The organism is Enterococcus sp. DIV1067f, assembly GCF_050543505.1.
Taxonomy (GTDB): Bacteria; Bacillota; Bacilli; order Lactobacillales; family Enterococcaceae; genus Enterococcus_D; species Enterococcus_D entomosocium.
In genome coordinates, this window is the sequence record NZ_CP172940.1 from 652,501 (window position 1) to 670,300 (window position 17,800).

The window sequence follows — 17,800 nt, forward strand, 5'->3', positions numbered from 1 at the left end:
TATGGGTCTAACGGTTCGTCGATCGGTGTGATCAAAAAACGTTCGCCGATCATACAGCATCCAGCTGCTGAAGAAAATTGGTTCGATCCGTCATTACTCGTCAGAATATATAAGTCGTGTCCTTCTGGAAAGCGAGCAGCGGCATTAGGGGTAATATGTAAGTCCATTTTGCATGATCTCCTTTTTGAAACGAGTGAGCAGCAAGCTGTTCGTTTCGATAATTGTTGATAAACCAAGTGTATCACTCCTCTTAGGGATGTGACAGCAACTTGCTTTTCAACAAACCAAGCTTAAAGTTTTAGCAAGAAAAAGGCGATAATACCGATTATCAGCAAGAAAAGCCCTAAGTACAAGAGCACAGTGACTGCAGCATGGAAAAAAGAGCGCATTTCTTTCACCTCGAATCATTGTTCTTCTTATTTTACTGCATAATTGCGGAACCAAGTAAGGACCTTCACAAATCTTAAAGGAAGTTTTAGGTCTCTTACGAGTAGACCTCGTCCTTTTTTGTAACGCTTCCATTTTTTGTGGTAAAATAAAGAAAAGGAGGCGATTTGGATGTTACGTAATTCTCAAAATGTACTTTTAGCCTTAGATGGGTCGGATCAGTCAGAAAAAGCGTTCCAAGAAGCACTCGCGATTTGCCGTAGGAACAAAGCCAAATTGTATGTCCTCTCTGTTATCAACAATGCTGAGTTATCCACAAGTGCCTATGCTTTTGCGAAAATTTTTGATCAAGAAAAATTACGTGTGGAAACGGATATGTTGAAAAAAATCTATGATGCCAATCAACATGGGGTGGAAGATGTTGAGGTGATCGTTGAAGTCGGTGATCCAAAACGTTTTATCATTCATGCAGCGACTGAATTGTATCCAATTGATTTGATCGTTATCGGTGCAACTGGTAAAGGCACATTGACCCGAGCTGTCGTGGGCTCAACCACCGATTATGTCGTTAATCATTCGAAATGTACGGTGCTGGTCGTGAAGTAAAAATTTAAATTAAACGGAAAAAATATGTTATTTTTTAAGTCAGCGTCAAGCATCTCCTTTCAAAAAAATTCAGTTTAGTTGAAAAATCTGCTCTCTTAGCTTTAGGAGAGCGGGTTTTTTGTTGTAAAAAAGAAGTGCCTAAAATTGAGCTGTGAGTAACGATTGAAAACCCATTTTAATCTTTTTAACAAAGAATAACTATGTAAATTGAACAAGTTTGACCATTAGAAGAGAAAGTTTGTTACACTTTTAATAAGCAAAGGATGTAGGAAAAGTATTGGAGAGAGGGGCTGATAATTTACTGAGTTTCCATGATTCAGCTGGTTGCAAGTGGCTATCATTGGAAAGGAGAATGAAATGAAGCGTGTTGCAGAAAACTATTAGGTTGTTTTTTCGATTCTTTTGCTGAGTATATGGTTAGGCTTGATCCAAGTGAAGGAATATTCGCAAGAAGCAGTCCTGTCGATCATTTACTTTATTAATCTTTATACGCTCTTGTTCAAATTTAAAGATGCAGCGAGAATGGTGAAAGCCGTTGTATCTTTCGTACTATTGGGTTTTACGATCTTATTTCTTTTGTATATCGCAAGTAATTAGAGGCAATACGAATTGTTAACTTTAGAAATTATCGCTATATATTGGGAATTAGATGTACAAAAAAAGACAACGTTCGACAAACGTTGTCCTACCAAAGCCACTTGACGGGCTTGAACCGTCGACCTCATCCTTACCATGGATGCGCTCTACCAACTGAGCTAAAGCGGCGTGTTATTTAACACAAGATATAGAATACCGTAAAGGCGCTACTTTGTCAATGAGATTTTCGGATATTTCTTGAGAAAAACGCTTTGCGGGAAGGGAAGTTTCTAAAAGGGGATTTTCTTGAAAAAAAGGATCAAAAAATTGATTTTTGCTCTTGCTAAATTATCTGACTATTTGGTATAGTACAGATAGATTCTTCCGGCATAGCTCAGTTGGTAGTAGCGCATGACTGTTAATCATGATGTCGTAGGTTCGAGTCCTACTGCCGGAGTATCAAAAACGACCTTCGTTTCGGAAGGTCGTTTTTTTGTTGGAAAGAGTCCGTTCTTTTGTTGGTTGTGGATAGCCTGGGGATAATGGGTTCCCCAGTTTTTTTCCAGAACACTCACTCCGCTGAGGAAATCTTCTGTACTAGTTCCTCGTATAAATCCGTCGTTTCGGCGGCTTTTTTATTTGTGTAAAAAACGATTGGGCCATCGTTAGTAGTGACTTTTAAAATGGGCGTCACCTTTGTGTCGACGAACATTCTGGCAGGCTCACCGGCAACGGTAAACTGACCGATTTGGTAACTGGCGGTTCCTACACCCATGGTACGAACACGAGGCGATGGCAAAGCTTCGATCAATTCCACCGTTTCTATATCTGCCAAAGAGACCGTTGTTTTCCCGGTCATTGGTGCATCAAAGGTGACTTCTTGTCCTTGCACTTCACCGGTGATCGCATCAGGAGCGAAATCTAAGCGGTACATTGGAATGATGGTACCGACCATTAACACAAGTAAGAAGACAGCGGTGATGCCTGCGACGATTTGTCCGCTGCGTTTGCCTAAATTGATGCCGATATTCATCCCAACACGGTCAGGAACGAACAGTCGCGCATCATTAGGATTGATGTAAAAACCATATCGCCAGTAAGCATCTTCGCCATAATAGCGCGGTTGTGCTGCCGGTTCTAAGAGCTGATCTTGTTTTTTACGCAGATCTAGCAACAAGAAGAAGGTAAAGACGATCAAGAAAACCACCAAAACAACAAAGAGCACTAAGAGGATAGTACTGAATGCTCCAGTGGCGGACATGGACGCCAGCGGGACAGTCAATAAGAGCAGTGTAATGGTACAAGTGACAGCGATCAATAAGGACCAATAGCGCTTTGTTAAATCATTGATGTGCTGGTCGATAGCTGAATCACCGCTGATCCCGCGAACGGGTAAGCGGCTGATGATCACCCAGAGATAGAGGAACAGCGCAAAAATTGCTAAGGAGACACCGCCCATCAAGTATCCTGTAGAAAGATCAGGCAACTGCCATGCTTGGTACAAACTGATCATCAACAAAATCCCCGCAGGAACGAGGCTATACCACGGCAGCATCCGCTTATTTTTGGTTTGAACGAGTTTCGTATCGATCCGAATCGGATCGATGGGTAGTTCCCATCCATTGGTAAGGATCAATTGCCGCATTTTTCCGATGTAATGTACTTGCACCAAGTAAGCTGTCCCCAGCAAAGCGGCCATATAAAGCCAGAACAGGGTAAGGATGATGGAGTCAGATAAATTGAACAAAAAAAGGAGACTTGCTACACTAAATGTACCAACGACTTGTAAGATACGCTTGCGAAATTCTGTGATCAAGCTGTGGACGCTAGGATCATCCAGATGCTCAGGGGCAAGGGTATTTTCGAGTAAAACATTTTTGTGGGGTTTACTGATCAAGCGTAAACCAAATGCGGTCGTCCCACAGAGGACGAGGGCAATAATGAAAAAAAGATAAGTCATTTGCATTCATTCCTTTCAGGAAATTGGTCCAGAAGTTGTTGAACATCCGTTAAAAGCGCTTGCTTGCTTTTGCCGTGTAAGAGAGCGGTTGCTAGCTGTAGCTGTAAGTTTTGGCGATACTCCGCTTCTTGTCCGGAAGTAAACGGTGGTGGCGCGGCAACGGCGGTTCCTTTGCGTCGATCTGTGACTAACAAGCCTTCTTCTTTGAGGGAATTGTAGGCTTTTGAGATCGTCATGGTATTGATGCCGATCTCTTCGGCTAATTGACGGACGGATGGCAGCAATTCGCCAGCGGCCAAATCGCCTTTTGCGATACCGACAATGATCTGTTCCCGCAACTGCTGGTAGATGGGTTGGTTGCTTTGGGTTTGAATATCAAATATCATCGAAAACAGCTCCTTTGTATTATATATATTAATACAAACTATACAAAATAGCAACTGGTAATCAAATGAACAAGAATCGTTAGAAAAAAGTAAATAGCTTGTTACAGTTCTGTTTCATGGATCAGGTATCCTTTGACAGATACAACTTAGAGGAGGAACTTTTTATGAGCCAATCGCAAAGAACGGCTTACTTTGATAATGCAAAATTTTTACTGATGATCTTGGTCGTCTTCAGTCACTTGCTGCAGCCTTTTATCGGCGATCAGAAGTTTTATCATGACCTATATTATTTTATCTTCACTTTCCACATGCCAGCTTTTGTTTTTCTGGCTGGGTACTTTGCCAAACCGTTGACGAAGGGACACAAGCTTCGTGAGTTGATGAAAAAGTTCTTGCTGCCTTATGTCTTCTTTCAGGTGTTTTACACCGTCTATTACTGGTTGATCGGTCTACGGGAGTCGCTAAAAATCCAACTGTTGAATCCGCAATGGGCACTTTGGTTTTTGCTTAGCATCTTCTTTTGGCAGCTCTCGCTGTTGATCTTTCAAAAAATGTCCAAAAAGCAGGCGATCCTGCTGAGTATTGGCTTGAGCATCTTTGCTGGCTACGTGCCGTTTTTAAATCAAGTGTTGACCTTGCAGCGGACCTTTGTCTTTTTGCCGTTTTTCATTATCGGGTTTTATTTTCCCAAAAATGAGATGCGCTTTTTATTGAAACCAAAGATTCGAACCATCAGTTTGCTTTTCCTACCGATCATCTACACCTTTATCGCGTTTTTTCATGGGATGAACAAGTACATGGTTTTTGGTTCCAAGCCTTATGACGATTACTTGAGCTACCCGTTGTTCGGCGGTCCCTTGCGTGCGGTCTTTTTCGTGATCGGGCTGATGGGGATCATCGGTTTTCTGAGCCTCGTGCCCAGAGAGCACCTGTTTTTTACGAAGTGGGGCAAAAACACACTGCTGGTCTATCTTTTACAGGGGATCTTCATCAAGGGCTTGCGGGCATTAGCCATCACCGACTTGAATCTGTCGGTATTAGGCTTTGTGACGTTGGTGTTAGCCAGTGTTTTACTGACGATCTTGCTAGCTAGTCGCCCGATCCGCTTCCTGTATGCACGATTTGAACGAGGACTATCCTTTGTTTTACTTGGCTTTTTGCTTTTGATGCTAACCCTTTAAATCCTTGATACGAGCAACCGCTCTTAGAAAGATGATCCTTTCATTTTTCTAGGAGCGGTTGTTATTTGAGAGGTTGTTATTTGAGAGGCAGAGGCGTAAAATGGAAGGAACGGAAAGTGAAAGGATGAAGAAATATGTCAGAAATTTCAAAAAAGACCACCGCTGCCTTTGCGCAAGCGTATCAAGACAATAATAAACAAACGGCACTGCAACGGAGTGTTGTGAAAAATGGGATCACCGCTTCTGCAGAAAACGTGTCAGCAAAAGTCAACAATGTCCCGGTTTTCTCAGTCGATGTGACAACAGGGAAAGTCTCAAACCAAAAACAATCAGGCCGCTGCTGGATGTTTGCCGCATTGAATACATTCCGTCATAAGATGTTGAATGATTTCAATTTAAAAGAATTTGAATTGTCTCAAAACCATACCTTCTTTTGGGACAAATACGAAAAAGCCAACTATTTCTATGAAAATATTTTAGCAACTGCCAACGAGCCTTTGACAAGTCGCAAAGTTGCTTTCTTATTGCAAACCCCACAACAAGATGGTGGGCAATGGGACATGATCGTTTCGATTTTCCAAAAATATGGTGTCGTGCCAAAAACGGTCATGCCAGAAAGCAGCAACTCTTCTAATTCTCGTGATCTAAACAATTACTTAAACAAAAAACTGCGTAAAGATGCGGTTGCTTTGCGTCAGCTAGTAGCAGAAGGCAAAACAGCTGAAGACATCCAAACAGCCAAAGAAGCGATGTTGGAAGACATTTATCGTTTCTTAGCGACTTCTTTAGGCACACCGCCAGAAACCTTTGATTTTGAATACCGTGATGAAGACAAAAACTATCATATTGATCGCAACTTAACACCACAAAGCTTTTATGAAAAATATGTCGGGGTGGACCTTGACGATTATGTCAGTATCATCAACGCACCAACTGCCGACAAACCTTACAATCAATCGTATACCGTAGAAATGCTAGGCAACGTGGTTGGCGGCAAAGAAGTCAAATACTTGAACGTCGATATGCCGACCTTCAAAAAATTAGCGATCGCTCAATTGGAACAAGGAGAGTCCGTGTGGTTCGGTTGTGATGTCGGTCAATCTTCTACCAGAGATACTGGGATCATGGCATTAGATGCCTATGATATCAACGACTTATTTGATATCGACTTTACGATGACCAAAGCAGAACGCTTAGATTTTGGCGAAAGCTTAATGACCCACGCGATGGTCTTGACTGGCGTTGACTTGATCGACGGCGAATCAACCAAATGGAAAGTCGAAAACAGCTGGGGTGAAAAAGTCGGAACGAATGGCTTCTTCGTCATGAGCGATGCATGGATGGATGAATACACCTATCAAATCGTGGTTCGCAAAGAATTCCTGACAGCAGAACAATTGGCTGCCTTTGAAGCAGAACCAACGGTCTTAGCACCTTGGGATCCAATGGGCGCTTTGGCGTAAGTCAGCAATTTCTAATGATTGCCTGAATATTTTCTGAAATTTTTCAAAAAGACGAAATGAAAAAATAACGAACCAGTTGCCGCAATCTAACTGTTAGGAAAGCAGAAATCCTAGCAGCATGGGAGTGTGGCAACGGTTCTTTTTTTATTTACTGACAAAAAAGCGGTACCATCCCAGAAAAGTGGGAACTTATTTATTGTAAGATGAAGCAAACTTCTTTAAAATGGAATAGTCACTAATGATGCCACACGTCTCATTAGAGTGAACTGTTGAAGAATGGTCACTGGGAACCTTTACTTCCTCTGACAGACTTTGTCATGTTTATTGAACAAAAGGAGGATTCAAATGACAAATCTGTTAACTATTATTGTTGTTCTACTTTTTGCTGCCCTTATTTATGGGTTCTACTTATTGCAAAAGCGTCACCTGAAGTTTTCAACGCGGGTCTTTGCGGCGTTGTTCGTCGGGATCGTTTTTGGTGGTGTGCTACAGCTGATTTTTGGGACAGGCTCTGATGTTGTCACGCAAGCTCTTGACTGGATCACGATGGTCGGTAGCGGCTATGTGGCCCTCTTGCAAATGCTGATCATGCCCTTGATCTTCGTTTCGATCGTTGGTGCTTTCACCAAGATGAAAGAAAGCGAAAAAATCAAGAAGATCAGTTTTACGGTTCTTGCGACTTTGCTAGGGACAACGGCGATCGCTGCCTTGATCGGGATCGTGATGGTCATGGTCTTTGGTCTTGACGGTGCCAGCTTTACCGAAGGAGCAACGGAAACAGCGCGGATCGCAGAATTAGCGGAACGTTCGACACAAGTCCAAGATCTATCGATCCCACAACAAATCGTTTCTTTCATCCCAAGTAATGTCTTCGCCGACTTTGCTGGTACTCGTTCGACAAGTACGATCGGTGTCGTGATTTTCTCAGCCTTTGTTGGGATTGCCTTTCTTGGTGTCAAACGCAAATCACCGAAAGAAGCGGAAACTTTTGCGAATTTGATGGACAGCTTATATAAAATCGTGATGCGTATCGTCACGTTAGTTTTGCGCCTGACACCTTATGGGGTTTTGGCATTGATGACTAACGTATTAGCTTCAAGTGATTTTGAAGCCATCTTGAACTTAGGGAAATTTATCATCGCTTCTTATGCCGCTTTGATTTTGGTCTTACTCGTTCATTCATTATTGCTGATCGCTGTACGGGTCAATCCAGTAACGTATTTCAAAAAGGCTTTTCCAGTCTTGAGCTTCGCCTTTACTTCTCGTTCAAGTGCCGGTGCCTTGCCATTGAACATCGAAACCCAAACCAAAGCGTTAGGTGTTGATGAAGCCACGGCTAACTTTGCAGGCAGCTTTGGTTTATCGATTGGTCAAAACGGATGTGCGGGTGTTTATCCAGCGATGTTGGCAACGATCGTTGCACCAACGGTTGGAATCAATGTCTTTGATTGGCAGTTTATCCTGCTGTTAGTTGCCGTTGTTACAATCAGCTCATTCGGCGTTGCCGGTGTCGGCGGTGGCGCAACTTTTGCTTCATTGATCGTCTTAGGATCAATGAATTTGCCGATCGCCATCGTAGGCTTAGTTATTTCCGTTGAACCATTGATCGATATGGCACGGACACTTGTTAATGTCAGCGACAGTATGGTTGCTGGAATGGTGACCAGCAGCCGTATCAACGAACTGGATCGTTCGATCTTAGATGATTCTGCGGCCGTGATCGAAGCCGAGTAGAAAAGGTTTTATAATAACCGAAAGCAAAGAAAGACTACGTGTGGTCTTTCTTTTTTTGTCCGTTAAAGCTCAGCTTGTAGAAAAATCTAGGTTTCAGTGCCCTTAATAGCGAAGTTTCTGCTATACTTTTAACTAGAACATCGCGGGAGGGATAAGCAATGACACAATTGATTCAACTAGAACGAGCGGCAAACGTCAGAGAACTTGGCGGCTATCAAACGAAAAACGGCACGACGATCAAACGAAAAAAATTGATCCGCAGTGCGGCGATCAATGAATTGACTGCTTCAGATCAAGCAGTACTGGCAAACTATGGGGTCAATCAGGTCATTGATTTTCGCTCCATCGCTGAAGCCAATGCACAGCCTGATCGACCGATCGCCACAGCAAAGCAGCTTTTTTTACCTATTTTCAAAGAAGACGAAACGATGGTTTCCTTGTCGCCAGAAAGCTTGAAGCAGCGCTTGGAAGATGGGGAAGATGCCGAAGAGCAGATGAAAAAAGTCTACCGTCACTTTGTTGAAAGCGACTATGCCCGCCAACAATATCGGCAGTTCTTTGATCATGTGATCGACAATGCGGAAGGTAAAGGAGCAACCTTGTTCCACTGTACCGCGGGCAAAGATCGCACAGGCTTTGGCGCCTTTTTATTGCTGCATGTGTTGGCTGTGGCACCAGCGACGATCAAAGAAGATTATTTAGCGACCAATCGCTATTTAGCCCCAATGCTAAAAGAAAAATTTGCCCCAATGACCCAGCATTTGCCGCAAGAGCTGTTAACGGCGATTACGGTTTTGATGAGTGCCAAAGAGAGTTTTCTTGAGGAAAGTTTGGCTGCGATCGATCAGTATTTCGGTTCGGTCGATCAGTATCTCCTGCAAGGACTAGGGGTGACGAAAGAGGAACAAGCGTATTTGACTGCCCAACTGACTGAGTAAAGAAAGGGAGATCCGTATGGAGGAAGCATTGTTCGCAGCAATCGGGATGCCCGGCTCGCTGACACCCATCAGTGGTGGGGATGTCAATCAAACGTATCGTTTCACGACAGCAGAAAATCGCTATTTTTTAAAGATCCATCCTCATGTTTCATCGGTGTTCTTTCAAGCAGAAATCAATGGCTTAGCTGAATTAGCCCCTTTCGTGCGGGTGCCAAAAATCGAACGCCTCGGTCAGACCGAAGTGGGGGCATTTTTATTGATGGAATGGATCGATAGTGGGGAAGGACAGCAGCGGCGCTTAGGCCAATGCTTGGCTCGGCTTCATCAGCAGACGCAGGAGTCTTTTGGTTTTTACGAAGACAATTACATCGGCTTTTTGCCGCAAGTCAATCCGAAAACCACCGATTGGCTTGATTTTTACACAGTCTGCCGTTTGGATGTGCAAGTCGAATTAGCGAAGCTGGGTAATCACTGGCATGCCAAACGGGAAGCCGCTTATCTGCGTTTGAAAGAATTTTTGCATGAGAATTGGCGTGATCGCAGCGTCACACCTGCTTTATTACACGGTGATTTTTGGCGGGGGAATGTGCTGTTCGATCAACAAGGAGAACCAGTGTTTCTTGATCCGGCAGTCGCCTATGGGGATCGAGAAATGGATATTGCGATGTCCCAGCTTTTCGGCGGTTTTCGTCAGGAATTTTTGGAAGGCTATCAAGAAGTCTATCCATTAGATGAGAATTGGAAAGAGCGACTGCCAGTGTATCAATTGTATTATTTATTGGTCCATTTGAATCAATTTGGCGAAAGTTATGGACCAACTGTCGATGAAATATTGAGTCGTTTTTAGGAGGCAATTAGAACTATGGCAGCAAAGTATCAAACCACGCATGAAGTGGCGTATTATGAATGTGATGTCAACCAAACGATGACGTTTCCAGCCATGCTAGGCATTGCCATCAAGACATCAGAAGAACAAAGTGCGGCGTTAAACCGCGGACCGGAAGTCATCGCTAGTTATGGCTTGACCTGGATCATTACCAGCTATCATATAACGGTAACTCGTTTGCCGCGCGTAGGGGAGCAGATCCAAGTGGCGACCCAGGCGAGAGAATACAATAAGTTTTTCTGCTACCGTTACTTTTGGTTATTGGCAGAAGACGGAACGGAATTGGTCAAAATCGAAGCGGTTTTTGCGTTGATGGACCCGGAGACGCGCAAAGTCAGCAGTGTTCCGGATGAGATCGTGGTACCTTTTGGCAGTGAAAAAATTAAGCGAATCAAACGCTATCCGAAGATCACCACTATCACGCAAGGACAATTTTTGCCGTATCGGGTGCGTTTCTACGATATCGATAGCAATCAGCATGTCAACAACGCCATGTATTTCAATTGGCTGATGGACGTCTTAGGCTATGAGTTTTTAACAAAACATGAAGTGACACAAGTGACGATCCGCTTTGATCGGGAAGTTGCTTACGGCCATTTGATCGAAAGCCATTTTCAAATCAATGAAAAGACAGTCGATGAAGCCGGCGAGGCTGTGCCGCTGCAAACGATCCACGAGATCAAGATCGGTGAGGATACTTACTGCGAAGCCATCTTTACTTGGCGAGAAAAATAAAACAACCCTTTTGCCTCCGTTAACGGAATGGCAAAAGGGTTTTTGTTTGGTCAATTCTCCATGAAATCAGGAAGCTCATCCATGGTCAACCCACGGTTTTTCGCTATCAACAATTTGATGCGGGCTTTTTGGCTATTGATGCTATTGCAGAAAATCACCCCAAGAGCTTGCAATTCGATCCCGCCGCCTAAGTAGTCATAGACCGGCTCGGCAACTCCGTTGAAGCAGCGAGAAACTAAGACGACCGGAATGTTTCTAGCGATCAGTTTTTTCAAAGGCTCAATGGTTTGAGGCGGCAGATTGCCAGCGCCTAAAGCTTCGATCACTAGTCCATCGATCAGCGAGTCGGCTAAAGCATCGAACAATTCCCCGGTCATCCCAGCATAGGCTTTGACGATCGGAAACAAACCATCGACACGATCAACATCCAAATGGCGGTTATTTAACAGCTCTTGCATAAACAAGATTCGGTGCTTTGTGACTAAGCCGATCGGACCTAATGTCGGGGTGCGGAACGTCGCAATATTGGTGGTGTGGGTTTTCGTAACATAACGTGCGGAATGGATCTCATCGTTCATGACGACTAAGACACCTTTTCCTATGGCATCGGGGGACTTGGCGACCCGAATCGCACTTTCAAAGTTATAAAGCCCGTCACTGCCGATTTCATTACTTGAGCGCATGGCACCAGTCACCACGATCGGTAACTGACCGCCGATCGTGGTATCTAAAAAGAAGGCCGTTTCTTCCAGCGTATCGGTTCCGTGAGTGATCACGACCCCATCGACACCGCTTAAATGCGCCAGCTGGATACGTTCTTTCAGCTGCAGCATTTCTTTTGGCGTCATATGAGGGCTGGGAATATTAAAAATGTCTTCGACGATCAATTCAACATCGTCATCAATGTGGATCGGTGCATCCATCAGCGGATTGCTGACATCGGGGCTGACGCCGCCTGTCAGGGTATCTTCTTTCATGGCGATGGTGCCGCCAGTGTGCAACACGAGAATTCGTTTCATTTTTTCATCACCTGCAATGATTTATTTACTCTTAACTCAAAACTATTGTATACTATTAAAATAAGAAAACAAGGAGCGATGGGAAAAAATGATTCGAATTGGTTGTACCACATTTAGTGAACATGGCAGTCTCGTGCAAAGAAAAAACTCGAAATTATTTGAGTATGCCCGTTATTTTCCGTTAGTTGAGCTGGATACCACCTATCATTTTTTGCCAAAAGAAAAAGACGTGCGCAATTGGTTGACCCAGATTCCCGAAAATTTCCGCTTTGTGTTGAAAGTCCATCAAAGTGTGACCACCCAAGGGGATTTGCCAGATCAGTTGACCATGACCGAAGCGCTGCAGCTTTATAAAGAAGCGATCGCGCCAATGGTAGAAGCGGGCAAACTGTTTTGCCTATTGGCGCAATTTCCCAACAGCTTTAAATGTTCGAAAGAAAATGTCGCCTATTTAGATCAAGTGCGAGAATGGTTTGCGGGTTACCCAGTGGCGATTGAGCTGAGAGACAGCAGCTGGTATCAGCCGAAACTGTATCCGGGAATGATCGATTATATGAAGCGAAAACAGTTTTCCTTAGTAGTCGTTGATCAGCCGAAAAAGCTATCGACCACGATTCCCCTTGATCCAACCGTGACCAATCCTGCGTTTGTCCTGTGCCGTTTTCATGGACGCAACGACAGCGGCTGGACAGCGACGGGGCCAGATGCCAAAAATCTGCGGACCTTGTATCGCTATGACCAAGCCGAACTAACGGAGTTAAAACAAGCGATTCAAGCCATCGAAGCCAATGCCAAAGAAGTCGCAGTGGTCTTCAATAATAATGCCGGTCGTGACGCCGCTGACAATGCTCGCGCATTGATCGATGCGCTGCAGATTGATTACGAAGCATTAAATCCTAATCAGTTGAAATTATTTTGAGGAGTCATATGATAAAAGCAATCTTTTTTGATATTGATGGCACACTGATTGCCAGTAACGGCAAGGCGCTTGCCAGTACCCGTGAAGCCATCAAACAAGCCCAAGCCAATGGCGTCCTCTGCGGCATTGCCACCGGACGTGGTCCGGTTGATTTAGAGAAGGTGATCGATTACTTGTCGTTAGACATGTTTATCACCTATAACGGCCAATATGTTTACACGAAGGAAACCTTGATTTATGCCAAACCTTTTCCAAAACAAACGCTGGAAGCGATCGTAGAATACGCCGATGAAAATTATCGTCAAGTCATGTTTGGCGGAGAAACGCAAGTGGCTGGCAGCTTGACGATCCGTTTAAGCCAATCACCCGTCATGCAGCGCTATTTGCGCTATGTACCGAAAAAATTTCCCGTCGGCTTTTTAAAGAAAGTCTTGCAGCGCTTCAGTCCCAATCGCAACGCCAAACGTTATGAATCATTGGACATTTTACGAGAGCCAATCTATCAGTGCATTATGCTGAGCCCTGAATCAGAGCGCGAAAAATTACGCTCCAAGCTGCCGCAATGTGATTTTAAGCGATCCAATGCCTATTCTGTTGATATCGTGCCGAAAAACGGTTCGAAAATCAAAGGGATCAAAGAATTTTTGGCCTATGAAGGAATCGCGATGGAAGAAGCGATGGCCTTTGGGGATCATTTTAATGATGTGGAAATGTTAGAAGGTGTGGGGATCGGGGTTGCGATGGGCAATGCCCAGCCCATCACCAAAGCCAGTGCTGACTTTGTGACGGACACCAACGATCATGACGGCATCAAGAAAGCCTTGATCCATTTTGGGATCATTGCCGAGGATGCCCAAGCAAGGGATTGAATTAAAAAAAATAAACAAGGTGTAGCCAATCCATGAAGCAACGTAGGAGACAGCGCAGAACCATGAAACAGAACCATTAGAAAAAGCAGAAAGAAGCGAGAGAAATGAGTCCATTTGAAATGACGGAAGAGTTTCATAAAACCTTTGATCCAACACGACCGCCATATCCACAAGCTTTTTCAGCGGAAAAAGCCCAGTTTCGTGCTGGTTTTAAAATTGAAGAATTAGTTGAGTTCCTTTATGCTGCCAGCAACAATGACGAAGAGACCTTTCAAGCAGGGTTGACCCATTTGCATCAAGCAATTGATCAAGCCCAAGCCAAGCTGGCTGCCAAACAACAGCCTGTCAGTGATTCCCTAGTAGAACAAGTCGATGCGCTCTGTGATCTGCTGTATTTTACCTATGGCTCTTTTTCACTGGTAGGGGTCGATCCAGCGCCGATCCTGGCTATCGTTCATGACGCCAACATGGGGAAACTTTTTCCAGATGGGCAGCCCCATTATGATCCTGAGACCCACAAAGTCATGAAGCCTAGCGATTGGGAAGAACGGTTTGCTCCTGAACCGCGAATCAAGGCAGAAATCAAACGCCAATTGGCACAAAAACAAGCGCAAGCCCAAGAATCGTCAGAATAATAAAGAAACGTGCCAGTTGCCCGTTCCGATTGCTTATCAGCAAAAGGAGTGGTGCAACTGGCACGTTTGGTTTAATCAAAGAAAGTGTAGTAAAGGGTTCTGACAGCGGCTTTTTCTTGTTCTTTGTGGATGCCGAACATGATGCTGACCTCAGAGGACCCCTGGTTGATCATCTCTAAGTTGATATTTTTCCGCGCAAGGGCAGCGGTACTGTCGGCAGTGATCCCGACCCGCTGACGCATCCCTTCACCAACGACGACGACCATGGATAGATCGTGGGTCATTCGCAGTTCATCGGGATCGATCTCGTAGGCGATCTTGCGCAGCAGTTCTTCTTCCAATACTGGATTCAACTGGTTGGAGCGCATAATGATCGAGATATCATCGATTCCTGAAGGCATGTGTTCATAATTTAAATCAAATTCCCGGAAAATCTCTAAGACCCGTAACGTGAACCCAACTTCGCGGTTCATCAAGTATTTGCGGATATAGATCATACAAAAGCCTTCGTCACTGGCAACGCCGATCACCGGCTGATCCAAATTGTCTCTTTGGTTGGTGATCAAGGTGCCGGGATGACTTGGGTTATTGGTGTTTTTGATCACCACGGGAATTTTCGCATGGTATGAAGGCATCAACGCCTCATCGTGCAAAACAGTAAAGCCGGCATAAGACAGCTCCCGCATTTCTCGGTAAGTCACTTCTTTGATGGACTCTGGATGATGAACGTAGCCTGGATGAGCAGAAAAAATCCCATCGACATCGGTAAAGTTTTCGTACAATTCTACTTGCAGACCAGCCGCCACGATGGCACCAGAAATATCAGATCCCCCTCGAGAGAAGGTACAGATTTCGCCGGCTTCTGTGTAACCAAAGAAGCCAGGAATCACTAAGATTTCAGGACTATCGCGCCATTGTGCGATCTTAGCGTACGATTTGTTCAAGATACGGGCGTTTTGGGGTTCATCCGTCACTAGCAACCCAAGTTCTTGCGGATTCATGTAGCGAGCAGCTAACCCACGGCTTTGTAAAATCCCAGCGATCAATTTGGCATTGTTGTCTTCGCCGCTTGCCAAGACCGTATCATAAAGATGCGGATTGTCTTGAGTAGGCAGTGTTTGAAAAGCCGCCAATGATTGCCAGATGCGGTCTAAATGGACTTGTTCGATACCAAAGGGGGCGGCGATCGCTGTATAGCGGGCATAGATTTCTTCTATTAAATCAGTGATTTCTTCTTGGGCACACAGACGGGTACAGACTGCTAGTAACAGATCGGTGACTTTCTGATCGTCGCTGGAACGCTTACCAGGCGCTGAAACAACAACAAACCGTCTTTTAGGATCACTTTCAATTATCGCAACAACTTTTTCGACTTGTTCGGCTGAGGCAAGGGAACTGCCTCCGAATTTCGCTACTTTCATTTGACATTACTCCTGTTCAAGCTTTTTACTAGAGTACAGTTTCAATAGGGAGAAATCAAGCGGTTTCTTGAAAAAAATCGGAAAAATCAGAAAAAAAGTCACTTGTTGATGTAAATTTCACGATTTGTTTTCATTATCGATGGAAAAGCCGTGAATGATTTTATTCGATGCGAAAAAAGTCGATCTTTTTTGCCTCAATCTAATGCTTGATTTTTTTCTTTATGCTATAATCTAGCGTAGATGCTTTTTTATAAAGGGACTGTCTGTCCTTTTTATACTCAATGAACTTATTAATCAATCTGCTGATCAGCAGATTTTAGACGAAACATGTATATTTGAAAATTGGAGGAACCACAAAATGGGAACTAATATCATCTTTGGAATTGTCATTGCCATCATCATCATCGCAGCGGTCTTGTATGCAATTGGCTTTTTCATGCGGAAGAAAAACCAAGAAAAGCTAAATGACTTGGAAAAACGCAAAGAAAATCTGTTTGACTTACCGGTGATCGAAGAAGTCGATGAAGTAAAAAGAATGCACTTGGTTGGTCAAAGTCAAAACACCTTCCGTGAGTGGAACCAACAATGGACAGATATCTCCACAAAATCTTTTGCTGAACTTGAGAGTCAAATCTTTGAAGTGGAAGAACTAAACGAACGCATCCGCTTTTTCAAAGCAAAAGGGGCGATCGTTCAAGCGGAAGCGACCATGGATGAGATGGAACGCCAAGTAGAAGAGATTCGCGCCGGCTTGAAAGAATTACGAGAAAGTGAAGAACGAAATTCACTGGAAGTCCAAAAAGCGTTGGACGTTTACGAAGACTTGAAGAAGAAGCTACGGGATCAAGGCGAAGAATTCGGTCCTGCTTACAATGAGCTGCAAAAACAAATCAAAAACATTGAAATTGAGTTCACCCAATTTGTTACCTTAAATACTTCAGGCGATCCTGTGGAAGCACGGGAAGTGTTAGACCAAGCAGAAAAACACACCTATGAAGTAGAAGACTTAATGAAACGGATCCCAGCGGCCTACGAAGAATTAAACCGTACCTTCCCAGATCAGTTGAAAGAAATCCAAGATGGCTACAAAAAATTATTAGAACAAAAATATGTGTTCCCAGAAGCAAACTTCCAAGAAGAAATCAACCGTGTGAAAAAACGAGTTGAAAACTCCATGAACGATCTAGCGAAAACAGAAGTCGCTTCCGTTGAAGTGGCAAGTCGTGATACTGCAAGTGATATCGATGCCTTGTATACGGTGATGGAACGTGAGATCAATGCCAAGAAATATGTCATGAAAAATCGCCAAATCATTGAAGACTATATTGACCACGCAACGAAGAACAACCGTCAGTTGTTGATCGAGTTGGATCATACGGCACAAAGCTATACATTGAATCATAATGAGTTAGGTCGCGTCCGTGGTTTCCAAACGGAAGTCGACGAATTGGCTCGTCGCAATAACGAGTACCTACCACAATTAGAAAAGCACGAAATTCCTTATTCAGAAGTGCAAAGCTTCTACAAAGATGCCTACAAGATTTTGGATGATGTGGAAAGCCAGCAAGTCGAAATCGATGATTCCCTTGCGGAATTACGTCGTGGCGAAAAAGTTGCGCAAGAAAAAGTGGAAAGCTTCGAATTCCGTCTACGCAACTTGAAGCGGTTTGTTGAGAAGCAACGCTTACCTGGTTTGCCAGGTGAGTACTTAGAATTCTTCTTCGTGGCAACAGATCGGGTGGAAGAACTAGGCAAAGAATTGAACAAGATTCGCATCAACATGCAAGAAATCAATAAATTGGTTTCTGTCTGTGAAGAAGATCTTGATCTTTTAGATGAACAAACGAAAGACTTGGTGGATGCTGCGGCATTGACTGAGCAAATGATGCAATATGCCAACCGCTATCGTCATTCTCATCCAGATATCAAGGCAGCGATCGACAAATCACTTTACTTGTTCAGTAAAGAATATCGCTATCAAGATGCGCTAGATGAAATCGGCACAGCGTTGGAACGAGTAGAACCAGGTGCCTTCAAACGGATCGAAAACTTCTACTTCAATAACCGCGACTTAGTATAATACGA

General features: G+C 44.0%; 16 protein-coding genes and 2 tRNA genes (1 of these 18 cut by a window edge). 12 read left to right on the top strand and 6 right to left on the bottom strand.

The features are described from left to right. Positions 1-167, bottom strand: partial view of an iron-sulfur cluster biosynthesis family protein gene (locus IGJ42_RS03025; protein ID WP_008376995.1) — the 5' end (the start) only. 190 nt of this gene lie to the left of the window's left edge; the window shows 167 of its 357 coding nt (coding positions 1-167); the start codon lies at positions 165-167; the stop codon falls past the left edge of the window. 391 nt (positions 168-558) lie between these two features. On the opposite strand from IGJ42_RS03025, the gene IGJ42_RS03030 reads away from it, so the two are divergent. Then, complete coding sequence (locus IGJ42_RS03030; RefSeq protein ID WP_422705397.1) at positions 559-993, top strand: universal stress protein; 435 nt, start codon at positions 559-561, stop codon at positions 991-993. A 692-nt stretch (positions 994-1,685) separates the two neighbouring features. Here the strand turns inward: IGJ42_RS03030 and IGJ42_RS03035 are convergent. Further along, positions 1,686-1,758, bottom strand: a tRNA-Thr gene (locus IGJ42_RS03035). 194 nt (positions 1,759-1,952) lie between these two features. On the opposite strand from IGJ42_RS03035, the gene IGJ42_RS03040 reads away from it, so the two are divergent. After that, a tRNA-Asn gene (locus IGJ42_RS03040) sits at positions 1,953-2,026 on the top strand. Positions 2,027-2,140: 114 nt separating this feature from the next. On the opposite strand, the gene IGJ42_RS03045 is transcribed toward IGJ42_RS03040, so the two are convergent. Further along, entirely contained in the window at positions 2,141-3,529 is a 1,389-nt protein-coding gene (locus tag IGJ42_RS03045; protein ID WP_008377002.1) for a hypothetical protein, read from the bottom strand. Continuing rightward, positions 3,526-3,915 (bottom strand): GntR family transcriptional regulator, encoded by a 390-nt coding sequence (locus tag IGJ42_RS03050; RefSeq protein ID WP_005237540.1) that lies wholly within the window; start codon positions 3,913-3,915, stop codon positions 3,526-3,528. Before IGJ42_RS03050 ends, IGJ42_RS03045 begins: the two co-directional genes overlap by 4 nt. A gap of 164 nt (positions 3,916-4,079) precedes the next feature. Between IGJ42_RS03050 and IGJ42_RS03055 the strand changes: the two genes are divergently transcribed. The 6 genes from IGJ42_RS03055 to IGJ42_RS03080 all read left to right on the top strand — a co-directional run bounded on the left by IGJ42_RS03055 (position 4,080) and on the right by IGJ42_RS03080 (position 10,852). Beyond that, positions 4,080-5,096, top strand: a complete 1,017-nt coding sequence (locus IGJ42_RS03055) for an acyltransferase family protein (RefSeq protein WP_422705396.1) — start codon at positions 4,080-4,082, stop codon at positions 5,094-5,096. 134 nt (positions 5,097-5,230) lie between these two features. Continuing rightward, complete coding sequence (locus IGJ42_RS03060) at positions 5,231-6,559, top strand: aminopeptidase C (RefSeq protein ID WP_005225135.1); 1,329 nt, start codon at positions 5,231-5,233, stop codon at positions 6,557-6,559. A gap of 345 nt (positions 6,560-6,904) precedes the next feature. After that, a complete protein-coding gene (locus IGJ42_RS03065; RefSeq protein WP_008377011.1) occupies positions 6,905-8,293 on the top strand; it encodes an L-cystine transporter in 1,389 nt (462 codons plus the stop codon). A 158-nt stretch (positions 8,294-8,451) separates the two neighbouring features. After that, the gene (locus tag IGJ42_RS03070) at positions 8,452-9,231 is read left to right on the top strand and encodes a tyrosine-protein phosphatase (RefSeq protein ID WP_086333029.1); all 780 of its coding nucleotides are present in this window, start codon (positions 8,452-8,454) and stop codon (positions 9,229-9,231) included. 16 nt (positions 9,232-9,247) lie between these two features. After that, positions 9,248-10,078 (top strand): fructosamine kinase family protein, encoded by an 831-nt coding sequence (locus IGJ42_RS03075; RefSeq protein WP_086333030.1) that lies wholly within the window; start codon positions 9,248-9,250, stop codon positions 10,076-10,078. 15 nt (positions 10,079-10,093) lie between these two features. Further along, positions 10,094-10,852, top strand: coding sequence for an acyl-ACP thioesterase domain-containing protein (locus IGJ42_RS03080; protein ID WP_086333031.1), 759 nt, complete (start codon positions 10,094-10,096; stop codon positions 10,850-10,852). A 50-nt stretch (positions 10,853-10,902) separates the two neighbouring features. Here IGJ42_RS03080 and IGJ42_RS03085 read toward each other — a convergent pair whose 3' ends face one another. Next, positions 10,903-11,871 carry an asparaginase gene (locus IGJ42_RS03085; protein WP_005237533.1) on the bottom strand — a complete coding sequence of 323 codons (969 nt, stop codon included), beginning with the start codon at positions 11,869-11,871 and terminating at the stop codon, positions 10,903-10,905. Between the two features lie 88 nt (positions 11,872-11,959). Between IGJ42_RS03085 and IGJ42_RS03090 the strand changes: the two genes are divergently transcribed. The 3 genes from IGJ42_RS03090 (at position 11,960) to IGJ42_RS03100 (ending at position 14,294) form a co-directional block, all read left to right on the top strand. Beyond that, positions 11,960-12,790: a DUF72 domain-containing protein gene (locus IGJ42_RS03090; RefSeq protein ID WP_139960555.1), complete on the top strand. Its 831-nt coding sequence runs from the start codon at positions 11,960-11,962 to the stop codon at positions 12,788-12,790. Positions 12,791-12,798: 8 nt separating this feature from the next. Continuing rightward, entirely contained in the window at positions 12,799-13,659 is an 861-nt protein-coding gene (locus IGJ42_RS03095) for a Cof-type HAD-IIB family hydrolase (RefSeq protein WP_016611697.1), read from the top strand. A gap of 104 nt (positions 13,660-13,763) precedes the next feature. Further along, positions 13,764-14,294 (top strand): haloacid dehalogenase, encoded by a 531-nt coding sequence (locus tag IGJ42_RS03100; RefSeq protein WP_005237530.1) that lies wholly within the window; start codon positions 13,764-13,766, stop codon positions 14,292-14,294. 71 nt (positions 14,295-14,365) lie between these two features. Here the strand turns inward: IGJ42_RS03100 and IGJ42_RS03105 are convergent, their stop codons facing one another. Continuing rightward, entirely contained in the window at positions 14,366-15,715 is a 1,350-nt protein-coding gene (locus IGJ42_RS03105; protein ID WP_005237529.1) for an aspartate kinase, read from the bottom strand. 358 nt (positions 15,716-16,073) lie between these two features. Between IGJ42_RS03105 and ezrA the strand changes: the two genes are divergently transcribed. Beyond that, on the top strand, positions 16,074-17,795 hold the full coding sequence (gene ezrA, locus IGJ42_RS03110) for a septation ring formation regulator EzrA (RefSeq protein WP_016611694.1): 1,722 nt from the start codon (positions 16,074-16,076) through the stop codon (positions 17,793-17,795). Positions 17,796-17,800: the final 5 nt, after the last annotated feature.